Origin of the sequence: Phenylobacterium glaciei (genome assembly GCF_016772415.1) — a bacterium.
GTDB classification, from domain to species: domain Bacteria; phylum Pseudomonadota; class Alphaproteobacteria; order Caulobacterales; family Caulobacteraceae; genus Phenylobacterium; species Phenylobacterium glaciei.
The window spans coordinates 1-14662 of record NZ_JAGSGD010000003.1 but is presented as its reverse complement, the minus strand read 5'-3'; the positions used below and the strand labels follow the sequence as shown (position 1 = coordinate 14662).

The window sequence follows — 14662 nt, the reverse complement described above, 5'->3', positions numbered from 1 at the left end:
CGCGCCATGCGGATCGCCGTCATTAAACGCGCCATGAAAACCACCGGGCTCTCGGGGCCTGGGGGCTGGCGCGTGCATACCGCCTAGCAATCCCCAGCACCCCGCCGGAAGGTCGGGTGCTGAAGGTCTCACAGACTGAAAAGACAGCCCCGCCCTCCGGTCCAAACCGGAGAACGACCCATGTCCTTGCAAGCTGAACTCGAACGTCCCGCCCGCCAGCGCCTGTTCAATGTCGCCATCGTCGGGGCCACCGGCGCGGTGGGCGCCGAGCTGATCGGCTGCCTGGAGCGCCGCGGCTTCCCCGTGGGCCAGCTCAAGCTGCTGGCCTCGGCCCGTTCAGCGGGCAAGACCCTGATGTTCAAGGGCCAGCCCGTCGCGGTGGAGGCCCTCACCGCCGACAGCTTCGACGGCGTCGACATCGCCCTGTTCTCGGCCGGCGCCAGCATCAGCCGCCAATATGCTCCCCTCGCCGCGGCCGCCGGTTGCGTGGTGGTGGACAACTCCTCGGCCTTCCGCGTGGATCCGGCCACGCCCCTGGTGGTGCCGGAGGTCAATGGCGGCCTGCTGGCCACCCGGCCGATGATCGTGGCCAATCCCAACTGCGTGGCGGCCATCGCGGTGATGGCGCTCGCCCCCCTGCACGCCCGCAACCGGCTCGTCCGGGTGATCGGGTCCACCTACCAGTCGGCTTCGGGAGCCGGGGCGGCGGCCATGGAGGAGCTGGAGCTGTCCACCGCCGCGCGGCTGGCCGGCGAGGCCTTCACGCCCAAGGTCCTGCCGCACCCCTACGCCTTCAACGTCTTCAGCCACAATACGCCCATCGATCCCGTCACCGGCTACAACGGCGAGGAGACCAAGGTGATGGCCGAGATCCGCAAGCTGCTGGCCGCGCCCGACCTGCGCGTGGCCTTCACCTGCATCCGCGTGCCGGTGCTGCGCGCCCATTCCATGGCGCTTACGTTGGAGTTCGAGGGTCACATAACGGCCATGGAGGCCCAACAGTGGCTCGCCGACGCTCCGGGTGTCCGGATCGTGAACGACAACGAAAACAACCACTTCCCCATGCCCAGCGAGGCCACCGGCGCGGACGACGTATTGGTCGGTCGGCTACGTGGTGACGCGTCTGATCCGAGCGGCCGCTCCCTGACCCTGTTCCTGGCCGGCGATCAGCTCCTGAAGGGCGCCGCCTTGAACGCCGTCCAGATCGCCGAGCAATATGCCCTCTGATCCCTCCGTGGAGACCGACATGTACGAGCTGCACTATTCCCCCGGCACGGCCAGCCTGCTGCCGCACATGATGCTCCGCGAGCTCGCCGTCCCCTTCACCCTGAGGCTGGTGGACCGGGAGGGCGGCGAGCAGGCCGGCGCCGCCTATCTGAGGCTCAACCCCCACGGCCGCATCCCGGTGCTGGTGGAGGACGGCAAGCCCCTCTACGAGACCGCCGCCATCGCCCTTTGCCTGGCCGACCGCCATCCGGGCCTGGCGCCGCCGGTCGGGGCGCCGGACCGGGCCGACTACTACAAGTGGATGGTCCACCTGGCCAACACCACCCAGGCCGAGTTCCGGTCCTGGTTCTATCCCCATGAGTACATTGACGATCCGGCCCACGAGGCCTCGGCCAAGGCCGCCGCCGGCAAGCGGATGATGGCCAATTTCGAGGTCATCGCCGGCCAGCTCGAGGGCCGCGAATGGCTGCTGCCGTCAGGGTTTTCGGCCGCCGACCTCTACCTGCTGATGCTGGTCCGCTGGGGCCGCACCCTGCCCCGTCCGGCTCGGGATAACCCGGTGCTTGCCGCTCACGCGGCCCGGGTCCTGGCCCGGCCGGCGGTACGGGAAACCTTTGAGACCGAAGAGCTTTCGACGCCCTACGTCTAGGCGTGCTTGAGGACCCGGCGGCGTTCGACCGAGGAGGGGATGCGCATGGCCTCCCGGTACTTGGCGACCGTCCGCCGGGCGATGTCGACCCCGGTTTCCTTGAGGATCTCAACGATCCGGTCGTCGGAATGCACCTCGGCCTCGGCCCGCTCGGTCTCGATCAACTGCTTGATCTTATGGCGAACACTCTCCGAGGAGTGGGCCTCGCCGCCGTCGGAATTGGCGATGCCTGAGGTGAAGAAGAACTTCAGCTCGAACATCCCGCGCGGGGTGGCGATGTACTTGTTGGAGGTCACCCGGCTGACGGTGGACTCGTGCATGCCGATGGCGTCGGCCACCGTCTTCAGGTTCAGCGGCCGCAGGTGCTCGACCCCGTAGGCCAGGAAGCCGTCCTGCTGGCGGACGATCTCCGAGGCCACCTTGAGGATGGTCTTGGCCCGCTGGTCGAGGCTCTTGACCAGCCAGTTGGCGCTGGCCATGCAGTCGGCGACGAACACCTTCTCCTGGTCGGTCCGCGCGCCGGCCGAGACCCGGGCGTGGTAGCGCTGGTCCACGAGCAGGCGGGGCAGGGTGTCGGAGTTCAGCTCCACGTGCCACAGGCCGCCCAGGCCCTCGCGCACATAGACGTCGGGGGCCACCGGCTGGCTGGGTTCGCCGCCGAACGCCGCGCCGGGCCGGGGCGTCAGGGCCCGCAGCTCGGAGATCATGTCCTTCAGGTCGTCCTCGTCGACCCCGCAGGCCCTGCGCAGGGCCGAGAGGTCGCGCTTGGCCAGCAGGTCCAGATTGTCCAGCAGGGCCACCATGGCCGGGTCGCAGCGGTCGCGTTCCCTGAGCTGCAGCATCAGGCATTCGCGCACGTCGCGGGCGAAGACCCCGATAGGTTCGAACCGCTGCAGCATGCGCAGCACGTCCTCCAGGAAGGTCAGGTCGCAGCCCAGCCGCTCGGCGGTCTCGGCCATGTCGCCCCGCAGGTAGCCGCCCTCGTCGACGCTATCGACCAGGACGGTGGCCGCCGCATACTCGATGCCGCTGAAGCCCGAGACCATCAACTGGTCGTAGAGGTGTTCGGCGAGCGTCTTCTCGCGGGTCAGGCGCTGTTCGAAATCGTCGGTGTCTTCGAAGGAGCCGCCCTTGCCGGCGCGGGACCAGTCGACGGCCCCTCCCGCGTCCCCGGCGCCGCCCTCGGCGTCCCCGGTATTGCGTTCCCCCGGCGAGGCCTCGGCCTCGTGGCTGACGTCCATGTGGGCCTCGGCGGCGCCCTCGGGGATGTTGTCGGAGGCGAAGTCCTCGGCGTCGCGGGGGCCGGCTTCCACATCAGGTTCGGAGTCGCGTTCGTCGCGCTGGAGCAGCGGGTTCCGCTCCAGTTCGCCCTCGACATAGGTCTCCAACTCCATGTTGGAGAGCTGCAACAGCTTGATGGCCTGCTGCAGCTGGGGGGTGATCACCAACCCCTGGCCTTGCCGCATCTCTAAACGCGCGCCGAGCGCCACAATCGCCTCCTGGCCTGTTTCTTGCTGGACAGGCTAGGCGTGCAATCACGAGGGATTGGTTAACCGGGCTGCGACCTTTTGGTTAACCATGTTTTTTCCGGCCTCGATCTCGCGGACGCAGGGTCCCGGCGCGCAATGACGCGCTAGGCGCGATCAGCCGAAGCGTTCGCCCAGATAGACCCGGCGCACTTCCGGATCATCGACGATTTCGGAGGGCGTGCCCTCGAACAGGACCTCGCCCGCATGGATGATCGCGGCGCGGTCGATGATGTCCAGGGTCTCGCGGACATTGTGGTCGGTGATCAGGATGCCGATGCCGCGGCTCTTCAGGAAGGCGATCACCTCGCGGATATCGGAGATGGCCAGGGGGTCGATGCCGGCGAAGGGCTCGTCCAGCAGCATGAACGAGGGTTCGCTGGCGAGCGCGCGGGCGATCTCCACCCGGCGGCGTTCCCCGCCCGACAGCGAGATGGCCGGCGCCTTGCGCAGGTGCTCGATGTGCAGGTCGGTGAGCAGCTGGGTGACCGTGGCCCGGGCCTCGGCCATGTCCTTGGCGCGCAGCTCCACCACCGCCATGACGTTCTCTTCCACGGTCATGCCCCGGAAGATCGAGGTTTCCTGCGGCAGGTAGCCGACACCCATGCGGGCGCGCTGGTACATGGGCTGGGCGGTGATGTTCTCGCCGTCCAGATAGATCGCGCCGTAATCGGCCGGGATCAGGCCGGTGATCATGTAGAAGCAGGTGGTCTTGCCGGCGCCGTTGGGGCCCAGCAGGCCCACGACCTCGCCGCGGCGCAGGCTGAGGGTGACCCCCTTCACCACCGGGCGGCCACGGAAGGACTTGCCGATATTATCGACCACCAGCCCCTCGCCGGCCAGACCGGGGAGGGCTTGGAAGCTTTCCGGCTTCACCCTAGCGCCGGGCGGCGGGCTGGCCCGCCTGCTGCTTGGGATAGAGCACGGTGCGCACGCGGCCGGGCTTGTTGCGCCCCTTCACGCCGCTCTGCATCTGGGCGTCCCCGGTGGCGACCTTGATCACCAGCTTGGAGCCGCGCAGCACGTTCTGGCCCTGGGCGGCCACGACGTCACCGGTGATGGTGATGGTGTCGGCCGCCGCGTCATAGACCGCCGCGTCGCCGCGCACCCGCTGCTGCGGGGTCACATAATAGACCGAGCCGTTGGCCTCCATGCGGTCGAGCTGGTTGCCGCAGGCCGCGCCGGCCTGGCCGGTCCCGCCCGGCTTGGCCGAGGGATTGGGCTTGTAATAGATCTTCAGCACGTCGGCCCGCAGGCGAACCGTGTCCTGCAGGGCCTCGGCCCCGCCGCTATAGGTGGCCAGGCACCGGGCGTTGACCACCTCAAGCTCATCGGCGGTGATGTCCACCGGGGCGTCGGAGTTCTGCGCCAGTTGCGCCGCCGCCGGACCGGCAGCGATCAACCCGCAGGCGAAGACGCCCACCGCCCATTGCTTCATTTTCGCGAACCTGATCATGCCCATGCCGCCTGAAAGCCTAGTGTGACTCGACGCGCGTGTGTACGCCGCCCTTGAACACCATGCGTTCGCCCTTGTCGTACACGCCATAAGACTTGGCGATGATTTCTCCAAGCGCGCCAGCCCCCTTGATCTCGCCCGCGCCCTCGAGTTCGCCGGTCGCGGTGTTGAAGATGGAGGTGGCGGTGGCGAAATTCACGTCCCCGCCGTTCAATTTCACGCCGCCCTCCAGATTCAGCACCCGCTTGTCCTCGCGGTACACCCCGGCCTTGGCCGAGATGCGGGTGGGGCGCGGCCCCTCCTCGTCGAGGATCAGCATCGGGGTGTCGAGCATGACCCGCTGGTAGTCCTTGGGATCGCGCACGGCGGTCTTGGCGGTGAGGACAAAAGCCCGGCCCTTGTCGTCGCGGCCCAGGAAGCGGGGATTGACCAGCTGGATGGGGGCGTCGGCGTCCTGGGGCTTGTCCTTGGCGCCGGCCAGCGTGCTCTGGATGATGAAGCCGGCCATCACCAGCAGGATGATGGCGATCACCGCCGGCAGGATGACCCGCAGCCGCCGGATCAGGCGCGAGCGCTGGCGCCAGCGCTCGAAGTCGGCGCTGTAGGGCGTGTGGCTCTGGTCGGCGAAGGCGGCGGTCACACCGGCCCTCACATGTGGGCGAAGATGTCGACCTCTTCCCAGCCGGCCACATCGAGCAGGGCGCGGTGAGGCAGGAAGTCGAAGCAGGCGCGCGCCAGATGGTCGCGGCCCTCGCGCACCAGCATGGCGTCCAGACGGGCGCGCAGGGCGTGCAGGTGCAGGACGTCGGAGGCGGCGTAGGCGATCTGTTCGTCGCTGAGCTTGGCCGCGCCCCAGTCGGAGCTTTGCTGGGCCTTGGACATGTCGATGCCGGCCAGCTCCTTGGAGACATCCTTCAGGCCGTGACGGTCAGTATAGGTCCGGGCCAGCTTGGAGGCGATCTTGGTGCAGTAGACCGGCGCCGTGATCACCCCGAGGTGCAGGTAGAACATGGCGATGTCGAAGCGGCCGAAGTGAAAGATCTTCGTGACGGCCGGGTCGGTCATCAGGGCCTTGAGATTGGGCGCGTCATAGGTGGCGCGGTCGAGCTGGACGAGGTGGGCGTCGCCCTTGCCGTCGGAGATCTGCACCACGCAGAGCGGGTCGCGGCCGAGCCGCAGGCCCATGGTCTCGGAATCCACCGCGACCGAGGTCGCGCCGGCGAAGGCGCCCTTGGGTAAATCGCCAATGTGCAGATGATTCGCCAAGGTCGCCTCGCTCCGGCGCAAACTAGATCCTCTCCTATATGGAGAGGGATGGTGCCCAGGAAAGGACTCGAACCTTCACGGCCGTTAAGCCACTGGCACCTGAAGCCAGCGCGTCTACCAATTCCGCCACCTGGGCCCGATCCACCGGATCGCGCGAGGGGGGTTCCTTAGGGCGCCGCCTCTGCCCGGTCAACGCCCCGCTTCACCTTCCTTTCAAGTCGCATTGCGGCGCGGGGTCGGTTCGTCTATCGCAGGCGCTCCAAGAGCCACTTAAATCCGGTCAAAACCCTATGCAGGATCTGGTCACCGTCTTCGGCGGTTCGGGCTTCGTCGGCGCCCAGGTGGTCCGCGCGCTGGCCAAGCAGGGCTGGCGCGTCCGTGTCGCCGTGCGCCAGCCGCACCTGGCCTACAAGATGCGCCTGCTGGGCGACGTCGGTCAGATCGAGGTGGTCCAGGCCAATATCCGCAACGAGGCCTCCATCCGCCGCGCGGTCGAAGGCGCTCATGCAGTGGTTAACGCGGTCGGCGTGCTCTACGAGACCGGCCGGCAGAAATTCCAGAGCATCCACACCATGGGCGCGCGCAATGTCGCTGCGGTCTCCAGGGCCGCCGGCTTGGGCACGCTGGTGCAGATCTCGGCCATCGGCGTCGACGCGGAGTCGGGTTCGAAATACGCCCGCACCAAGGCGATGGGCGAAGAGGCCGTGCGCGAGGCCTTCCCGGGCGCGGTGCTCATCCGCCCGTCCGTGATCTTTGGCCCCGACGACCACTTCTTCAACAAGTTCGCCGAGATGGCGGTGATCAGCCCGGCCCTGCCGCTGATCGGCGGCGGGCATGGCAAGCTGCAGCCGGTCTTCGTCGGCGACGTGGCCAAGGCGGTGGCGCGCGCCGTCACCGATCCGGCCTGCGCCGGCCAGACCTATGAGCTGGGCGGCCCGCGCGCCTATACCTTCCGCGAGCTGATGGAGCTGCTGATGACCGAGATCGGCCGCAAGCGCTTCCTGGTCCCCCTGCCCTTCGCCATCGCCGCCCTGATCGGCAAGGCCTGCGAGATCCTGGCCATCACGCCCTGGACCCCGCCGCTCACCGAGGACCAGGTCGAGCTGCTGAAGAGCGACAATGTGGTGTCGGGAAGCCAGCCCGGCTTGGCCGAGCTGGGCGTCGAGGCGACCGCCGTCGAGGCGATCGTCCCGGCCTATCTCTACCGCTTCCGCAAGGGCGGCCAGTACGCCGACGAGGTCGAGCGCCTGACCGCGATCGCCTAATCTCTGAGGGTTAGTGAGCCGCGAGGCTCAGCCAGACCAGACCGCCGACGCCCACCACGATCCGCCACCAGGCGAAGGGCGCAAAGCCGTGGCGGCCGACGAAGTCCACCAGGGCGCGGACGACGATGAAGCCCACCACGAAGCTGACCGCGAAGCCCAGCGCGATGATGCCGGCCTGGTCGGTGCTCAGCATGTCTTTGTTCTTGTAGAGGTCGACGGCGAAGGCGCCGGCCATGGTGGGGATGGCCAGGAAGAAGGAGAACTCGGCCGCGGCCTTCTTCTCCACCCGCATCAGCATCGAGCCGACGATGGTGGCGCCGGAGCGGGAGACGCCGGGGACCAGGGCGAGCGTCTGGAACAGGCCCACCACCAGCGAGGTCTTCCAGGTCAGCTTCATGGCGTCGTCCTCGCGGGGCGCCGGCGCCCAGCGGTCGATGGCCAGCAGCAGCACCCCGCCGACGATCAGCGACCAGCAGATCAGGCGCGGGCTCTCGAACAGCACCTCCTTGATGACGTCGTGCAGGGCTAGGCCCAGGACGGCGCCGGGGATAAAGGCGATCAGAACCGAAACGGCGAACCAGCGGGCCTCTGCGCTGGTGGGCAGGCCGATCAGCACCTTCCACAGCTTGCCGAAATAGAGGGCCACCACCGCCAGGATCGCCCCCAGCTGGATCAGCACCGCGAAGGTGTCCCAGAACCCGTCGGGCAGGCCCAGCAGCGACTTGGTCAGCAGCAGGTGGCCGGTGGAGGAGACCGGGATGAACTCGGTCACCCCCTCGACGATCCCCAGGATGATGGCGGCGATCCAGTCGGACATGCGGGCAACTCTCGGCGCGATGATGAAGAAGACCCCAAGGGGAGGGATCACGGTAAATTTGAGGTTCATCCCGTTTGTAGACGATTAGTGTCGTGGAGATGGTCTGGAGGCGCTCGAAGCTTGAACGAGGTCGGCCATATAATCTATCTATTGGACTATCATATTCCGGGGCCTTGAAAAGGCGCGTAAAAGCCTCTCGCCCATGAAGGGGCGGAGGACCGGCCATGGCCGAGCGAATGCTGAAGTTCACGACGGTCGAGCGGACCACGCCCCCCAAGCGGGCGGCGGCCGCCCGTTCGGGGGATTTCCACGAGATCTACGCCGACTTCATCGACGCCAAGGCCAGCGAGCAGGCCTCGCGCTGTTCGCAGTGCGGGATTCCGTTCTGTCAGACCCACTGTCCGCTGCACAACAACATCCCCGACTGGCTGCGGATGACCGCCGAGGGCCGGCTGGAGGAGGCCTACCAGCTCTCCCAGGCCACCAACTCCATGCCCGAGATCTGCGGCCGCATCTGCCCGCAGGACCGGCTGTGCGAAGGCTCCTGCACCATCGAACAGTCGGGGCACGGCACCGTCACCATCGGCGCGGTCGAACGCTACCTGACCGACAAGGCCTGGGAAGAGGGCTGGGTCCAGCCCCTGATCCCCGGCCGGGATCGCGGACAATCGGTGGGGATCGTGGGCGCGGGGCCGGCGGGCCTGGCCGCGGCCGAGCGTCTGCGGGAGATGGGCTACGCGGTCACCGTCTATGACCGCCATGACCGGGCGGGCGGGCTGTTGATCTACGGCATCCCCAGCTTCAAGCTGGAGAAGGACGTGGTGATGCGGCGCACCCAGCGCCTCGCCGACGGCGGCGTGGAATTCCGGCTGAACTTCAACGTCGGCGTCGACGCCACCCTCGATGATCTGCGCGACAGGCACCACAGCGTGCTGATCGCCACCGGAGTCTATGCCGACCGCGACCTGGTGGTCCCCGGCGCGGGCTCGGCCGGGGTGACGCCCGCCCTCGACTACCTGATCGCCTCCAACCGCGCGGGCCTCGGCGACGATGTGCCGGCGTTCGCCTCGGGCCAGCTGCACGCCAGGGGCCGCGATGTCGTCGTGGTGGGGGGCGGCGACACGGCCATGGACTGCGTGCGGACCGCCGTGCGCCAGGGGGCCAAGTCGGTGACCTGCCTCTACCGCCGCGACCGCGCCAACATGCCGGGCTCGGCCCGCGAGGTGTCCCATGCGGAGGAAGAGGGCGTGGTGTTCGAATGGCTTGCCGCGCCGCGGGCCGTGCTGGGGGAGGCCGACATGGCCACAGGGGTGCGCGCCGCCCGCATGCGCCTGGGCGCGCCCGACGCCACGGGCCGCGCCGCGCCCGAGGAGATCGAGGGCGCCGACTTCGAGGCCCCCGCCGACCTGGTGATCAAGGCGCTCGGCTTCGATCCCGAAGACCTGCCGAAGGCCTTCGCCGCGCCTGATTTGGCGGTCAGCCGCTGGGGCACGGTGAAGGCCGATTTCGCCACCCTGATGACCAACCTGCCCGGCGTGTTCGCGGCCGGCGACATCGCGCGCGGCGCCTCCCTGGTGGTCTGGGCGATCAAGGACGGCCGCGACGCCGCCGACGCCATCCACCGCTACCTGACGGAGCCCGCGCTCGTCGCGGCGGAGTGATGACCATGAGCCAATATCCCGCTCATCCCGGCGAAGGCCGGGACCCAGGTGAAACCCACCAAGCGCCCCAGATGGATCTGGGTCCCGGCCTTCGCCGGGATGAGCGGTGGGGGGATGAGGACACGCAGCGCTTCCTCGAGAACCGCCAGAAGCTGATCGACGGCCACGCCTATGATCCCGACAGCGAGCGGGACGCCTGTGGCGTGGGCCTGGTCTGCGCCCTGGACGGCCAGCCGCGCCGCGAGGTGGTGGAGCTGGCGATCCGGGCGCTGAAGAGCGTCTGGCACCGCGGCGCCATCGACGCCGACGGCAAGACCGGAGACGGCGCCGGCGTGCTGGTTTCCGTCCCGCAGGACTTCTTCGCCGACCAGGTCAAGCGCACGGGGCACAAGCTGCGCCCCGGCCCCATCGCCGTGGGCCAGGTCTTCCTGCCGCGCAACGACCTCAACGCCCAGGAGGCGGCCCGCACCATCGTCGAGGCCGAGGCCCTGCGGTTCGGCTTCTACATCTATGGCTGGCGGCAGGTTCCGACCGACACCCGGGTGATCGGCGAGAAGGCCAACGCCACGCGGCCCGAGATCGAGCAGATCATGCTGGCCGGTCCCGCCGGCCTGGAGGGCGAGGCCCTGGAGCGCGCCCTGTTCCTGTGCCGCAAGCGCATCGAAAAGCGCGTCGCCCAGGCGGGCATTCAGTCCTTCTACCTGTGCTCGCTGTCGGCCCGGTCGCTGATCTACAAGGGCATGTTCCTGGCCGAGCATATCGACGCCTTCTATCCCGACCTGACCGACGAACGGTTCACGGCGGCGGTGGCGATTTTCCACCAGCGCTATTCCACCAACACCTTCCCGGAATGGCGGTTGGCCCAGCCGTTCCGAATGCTGGCGCACAACGGCGAGATCAACACCAAGAAGGGCAATCTGAACTGGATGAAGAGCCACGAGATCCGCATGGCCGCCGACGCCTTCGGCGACTTCGGGGACGACGTGAAGCCGGTGATCCAGGACGCCAGCGGCTCGGACTCCATGGCGCTCGACAACACCTTCGAGGTGCTGGTCCGCGCCGGCCGCGACGCCCCGATGGCCAAGGCCCTGCTGATCCCCGAGGCCTGGGCGCACAAGAGCGATGAGCAGATCAGCCCGGCCCACAAGGCGCTCTACGCCTATTGCAACGCGGTGATGGAGCCCTGGGACGGGCCGGCCGCCATCTGCGCCACCGACGGCCGCTGGGTGGTGGCCGGCAAGGACCGCAACGGCCTGCGGCCCCTGCGGGTCACCTATACCGATGACGGCCTGCTGATCATGGGCTCGGAGGCCGGCATGTGCCGGGTCGACGAGGCCCGCATCGTGCGCAAGGCCCACATCCAGCCCGGCCGCATGGTGGCCGTCGACCTGCTCGAAGGCCGGCTCTACGAGGAGGACGAGATCATCGACCGCCTCGCCGCCCAGCATCCCTATGACCAGTGGCTGGGCAACATGGTGGACCTGGAAACCCAGATCGCCCCCGGTCCCGAACCCCGAGCCTATGGCCGGGAAGAGCTGACGCGCCGCCAGGCCGCCGCCGGGATGAGCCTGGAGGACCTGGAACTGCTGCTGGCCCCGATGATCGAGGACGGCAAGGAGGCGGTGGGCTCCATGGGGGACGACGCGCCGCTGGCGGTGCTGAGCGACCAGTATCGGCCGCTCAGCCACTTCTTCCGGCAGAACTTCAGCCAGGTGACCAACCCGCCGATCGACAGTCTGCGGGAAACCGGGGTCATGAGCCTGAAGACCCGGTTCAAGAACCTCGGCAACATCCTGGCCCAGGACGAGGCCCAGACCGACGTCTTCGTGCTGGAGAGCCCGGTGCTCACCACCGGCATGTACCAGCGGATCATGGGCTTCATCGGCGACACCTCGGTGGCCACGGTGGATTGCAGCATGCCGATCCCGGCCAATGAGGCCCGGCCCGGCGACGCCCTGCGGGCCAATCTGGACCGCATCCGCGCCGAGGCCGAGGACGCCGCCCTGCGCGGCTGCGCCACCATCGTGCTCACCGACGAGGCCTCGGGCGTGGGCCGCGTCGGCCTGCCGATGATCCTGGCCACGGGCGGGGTCCACTCCTGGCTGGTGGCCAAGGGGCTGCGCTCCTACGTCTCGATCATCGTGCGTTCGGCCGAGTGCCTGGACACCCACTATTTCGCGGTGCTGGTGGGGGTCGGCGCGACGGCGGTGAACGCCTATCTGGCCCAGGAAAGCTTCCAGGACCGGCTCGAGCGCGGCCTGACCGGCGAGCTCACGCTCCACGACGTCTGCCGCAACTTCAAGCACGCCATCGAGGGCGGGCTCCTGAAGATCATCGCCAAGATGGGAATCGCGTTGATCTCGTCGTATCGCGGCGGCTATAACTTCGAGGCTGTGGGCCTGTCGCGCGCCCTGGTGGCCGAGTTCTTCCCGGGCATGCCCTCGCGCATCTCCGGCATCGGCCTGGCCGGTCTGGAGGCCAAGGCCGTGGAGGCCCATCGCCGCGCCTGGGACCTTGGCGCCATCAGCCTGCCGGTGGGCGGGCTCTACAAGGCGCGCGCCGCCGGCGAGAGCCACGCCTTCGAAGCCCGCATGATCCACACCCTGCAGGCCGCCTGCAACACCGGCGACTACGCCGCCTATCAGCGGTTCTCGGCGGGCATGCGCAGGCAACCCACCCTCCAACTGCGCGACCTGCTGGACTGGCGCAGCGGTGAACGGCCTGTGGCCCTGGACGAGGTGGAAAGCGTCAACGAGATCCGCAAGCGCTTCCTGACGCCGGGCATGAGCATGGGGGCGCTCAGCCCCGAGGCGCACGGGGTGCTGAACATCGCCATGAACCGCATCGGGGCCAAGAGCGTCTCCGGCGAGGGCGGCGAGGACCCAGCCCGCTACAAGCCCCTGCCCAACGGCGACAACCCCAACTCGGCGGTCAAGCAGATCGCCTCGGGGCGGTTCGGGGTGACGGCGGAATATCTCAACGAATGCCGCGAGATCGAGATCAAGGTCAGCCAGGGCGCCAAGCCCGGCGAGGGCGGGCAGCTGCCCGGCTTCAAGGTCACCGAGCTGATCGCGCGCCTGCGGCACGCGACGCCCGGCGTGATGCTGATCTCACCCCCGCCGCACCACGACATCTATTCCATCGAGGACCTGGCCCAGCTGATCTACGACCTGAAGCAGATCAACCCGACGGCGCGGGTCTGCGTGAAGCTGGTGGCCATGACCGGCATCGGGGCGATCGCGGCGGGTGTGGCCAAGGCCAAGGCCGACGTAATCCTGATCTCCGGCAATGTCGGCGGCACCGGAGCCTCGCCCCAGACCTCCATCAAGTACGCCGGCGGTCCCTGGGAGATGGGGCTGTCGGAGGCCAACCAGGTCTTGACCCTGAACAACCTGCGCCACTCCGTGCGCCTGCGGGCCGACGGCGGCATGCGGACCGGCCGCGACGTGGTGATCGCCGCCATGCTGGGCGCGGAAGAATTCGGGATCGGCACGGCCAGCCTGATCGCCATGGGCTGCATCATGGTGCGCCAGTGCCATTCCAACACCTGTCCGGTGGGGGTCTGCACCCAGGACGAGGCGCTGCGGGAGAAGTTCTCCGGCAGCCCGGAGAAGGTGATCAACCTCTTCACCTTCATCGCTGAGGAGGTCCGCGAGATCCTGGCCTCCCTGGGCTTCCGCTCGATCCAGGAGATCGTCGGCCGCACCGACCTGCTGCAGCAGGTCTCCCGCGGCGGCGAGCATCTGGACGACCTCGACCTCAACCCCCTGCTGGTGATGGCCGATCCGGGCTCGAACCCGCGCTATTGCGTGGTGGAGGGGCGTAACGAGGTGCCCGACACCCTGGACGCCCAGATCGTCCGCGACGCGGCCCCCCTGCTGGAGCGGGGCGAGAAGATGCAGCTGACCTACACGGTGCAGAATACGGCCCGCGCCATCGGTTCGCGGACCTCGTCGCACATCGTCCGCCGTTTCGGGATGACCGGACTGCCGGCGGGACACCTGACCGTGCAGCTGAAGGGCTCTGCGGGGCAGAGCCTGGGGGCCTTCGCGGTCCAGGGCCTGCGCATCGAGCTGACCGGCGAGGCCAACGACTATGTCGGCAAGGGCCTGTCGGGGGCCACCATCATCCTGCGCCCCTCGCCCCACCTGGCGGCGCCGGAGACCAACGCCATCCTGGGCAACACCGTGCTCTATGGCGCCACCTCGGGACGGCTGTTCGCGGCGGGCCTGGCCGGGGAGCGGTTCGGGGTGCGCAACTCCGGGGCCGTGACCGTGGTCGAGGGCTGCGGCGCCAACGGCCTGGAGTACATGACCGGCGGGCGGGCGGTGATCCTGGGGCCGGTGGGCTTCAACTTCGCCGCCGGCATGACCGGGGGCATGGCCTATGTGCTCGATTTGCACGACCGTTTCCTGACCCATCTGAACACCGACAGCGTGGTGGTGCAGCGGATCGGGACCCGGGCCTGGGAGGCGGAGCTGCGCGGCCTGGTGGAGGAGCACGCCCGGGAGACAGGGTCTGTCTTCGCCGCCGGCATCCTGCGCGACTGGGACCGGCACCTCGGGAAGTTCTGGCAGGTCGTGCCCAAGGAGATGGTCCACCGCCTCGACAAGCCCCTGGCCGAGGAAGAGGCGGTGCATCACCGGGCGTAGGTCGGTGGGTAGGCCATAGGTCGGCGCCTCCTCTCCCATTTATGGGAGAGGGTAGGGTGAGGGCTCTTTCTGCTCTTCCGTTGTTGCTCCGAGGCCAAGACGCGCAGCCTTGCTGCGCGCCCCCTCACCCTACCCTCTCCCCC

At 68.4% G+C, this 14662-nt stretch carries 11 protein-coding genes and 1 tRNA gene; 5 read left to right on the top strand and 7 right to left on the bottom strand.

What is annotated here, in order from left to right; all coding sequences use genetic code 11:
- Positions 1-180: 180 nt before the first annotated feature.
- Positions 181-1227, top strand: a complete 1047-nt coding sequence (locus JKL49_RS20215; RefSeq protein WP_215343248.1) for an aspartate-semialdehyde dehydrogenase — start codon at positions 181-183, stop codon at positions 1225-1227.
- Positions 1217-1876, top strand: coding sequence for a glutathione S-transferase family protein (locus tag JKL49_RS20210; protein ID WP_215343247.1), 660 nt, complete (start codon positions 1217-1219; stop codon positions 1874-1876). The genes JKL49_RS20215 and JKL49_RS20210 overlap by 11 nt, the downstream gene beginning before the upstream one ends.
- Here JKL49_RS20210 and rpoN read toward each other — a convergent pair.
- The 6 genes from rpoN to JKL49_RS20180 all read right to left on the bottom strand — a co-directional run bounded on the left by rpoN (position 1873) and on the right by JKL49_RS20180 (position 6260).
- The gene (rpoN, locus tag JKL49_RS20205) at positions 1873-3366 is read right to left on the bottom strand and encodes an RNA polymerase factor sigma-54 (RefSeq protein ID WP_215343246.1); all 1494 of its coding nucleotides are present in this window, start codon (positions 3364-3366) and stop codon (positions 1873-1875) included. The genes JKL49_RS20210 and rpoN overlap by 4 nt on opposite strands.
- Before the next feature lie 153 nt (positions 3367-3519).
- Positions 3520-4245 (bottom strand): LPS export ABC transporter ATP-binding protein, encoded by a 726-nt coding sequence (gene lptB, locus JKL49_RS20200; RefSeq protein WP_215343380.1) that lies wholly within the window; start codon positions 4243-4245, stop codon positions 3520-3522.
- A gap of 34 nt (positions 4246-4279) precedes the next feature.
- Entirely contained in the window at positions 4280-4858 is a 579-nt protein-coding gene (locus JKL49_RS20195; RefSeq protein WP_215343245.1) for an LptA/OstA family protein, read from the bottom strand.
- A 19-nt stretch (positions 4859-4877) separates the two neighbouring features.
- A complete protein-coding gene (gene lptC, locus JKL49_RS20190; protein WP_215343244.1) occupies positions 4878-5498 on the bottom strand; it encodes an LPS export ABC transporter periplasmic protein LptC in 621 nt (206 codons plus the stop codon).
- Between the two features lie 8 nt (positions 5499-5506).
- A complete protein-coding gene (locus JKL49_RS20185; RefSeq protein WP_215343243.1) occupies positions 5507-6124 on the bottom strand; it encodes a ribonuclease D in 618 nt (205 codons plus the stop codon).
- Positions 6125-6173: 49 nt separating this feature from the next.
- Positions 6174-6260 (bottom strand) — tRNA-Leu (locus JKL49_RS20180).
- Positions 6261-6414: 154 nt separating this feature from the next.
- Here JKL49_RS20180 and JKL49_RS20175 point away from each other — a divergent pair.
- Entirely contained in the window at positions 6415-7389 is a 975-nt protein-coding gene (locus JKL49_RS20175) for a complex I NDUFA9 subunit family protein (RefSeq protein WP_215343242.1), read from the top strand.
- A gap of 10 nt (positions 7390-7399) precedes the next feature.
- Here the strand turns inward: JKL49_RS20175 and JKL49_RS20170 are convergent, their stop codons facing one another.
- Positions 7400-8206 (bottom strand): undecaprenyl-diphosphate phosphatase, encoded by an 807-nt coding sequence (locus tag JKL49_RS20170; protein ID WP_215343241.1) that lies wholly within the window; start codon positions 8204-8206, stop codon positions 7400-7402.
- Positions 8207-8430: 224 nt separating this feature from the next.
- Between JKL49_RS20170 and JKL49_RS20165 the strand changes: the two genes are divergently transcribed.
- Positions 8431-9867 carry an NAD(P)-dependent oxidoreductase gene (locus JKL49_RS20165; RefSeq protein ID WP_215343240.1) on the top strand — a complete coding sequence of 479 codons (1437 nt, stop codon included), beginning with the start codon at positions 8431-8433 and terminating at the stop codon, positions 9865-9867.
- A gap of 71 nt (positions 9868-9938) precedes the next feature.
- Entirely contained in the window at positions 9939-14519 is a 4581-nt protein-coding gene (gene gltB / locus JKL49_RS20160) for a glutamate synthase large subunit (RefSeq protein ID WP_215343379.1), read from the top strand.
- The last annotated feature ends 143 nt before the right edge of the window (positions 14520-14662 follow it).

What these genes read in the sequence shown, in the direction of transcription:
- JKL49_RS20215 (WP_215343248.1), top strand. Translation starts at nt 181, where the DNA reads ATGTCCTTGCAAGCTGAACTCGAACGTCCCGCCCGCCAGCGCCTGTTC.
- JKL49_RS20210 (WP_215343247.1), top strand. Translation starts at nt 1,217, where the DNA reads ATGCCCTCTGATCCCTCCGTGGAGACCGACATGTACGAGCTGCACTAT.
- JKL49_RS20195 (WP_215343245.1), bottom strand. Translation starts at nt 4,858, where the DNA reads ATGATCAGGTTCGCGAAAATGAAGCAATGGGCGGTGGGCGTCTTCGCC.
- JKL49_RS20175 (WP_215343242.1), top strand. Translation starts at nt 6,415, where the DNA reads ATGCAGGATCTGGTCACCGTCTTCGGCGGTTCGGGCTTCGTCGGCGCC.
- JKL49_RS20170 (WP_215343241.1), bottom strand. Translation starts at nt 8,206, where the DNA reads ATGTCCGACTGGATCGCCGCCATCATCCTGGGGATCGTCGAGGGGGTG.
- JKL49_RS20165 (WP_215343240.1), top strand. Translation starts at nt 8,431, where the DNA reads ATGGCCGAGCGAATGCTGAAGTTCACGACGGTCGAGCGGACCACGCCC.
- gltB (WP_215343379.1), top strand. Translation starts at nt 9,939, where the DNA reads ATGGATCTGGGTCCCGGCCTTCGCCGGGATGAGCGGTGGGGGGATGAG.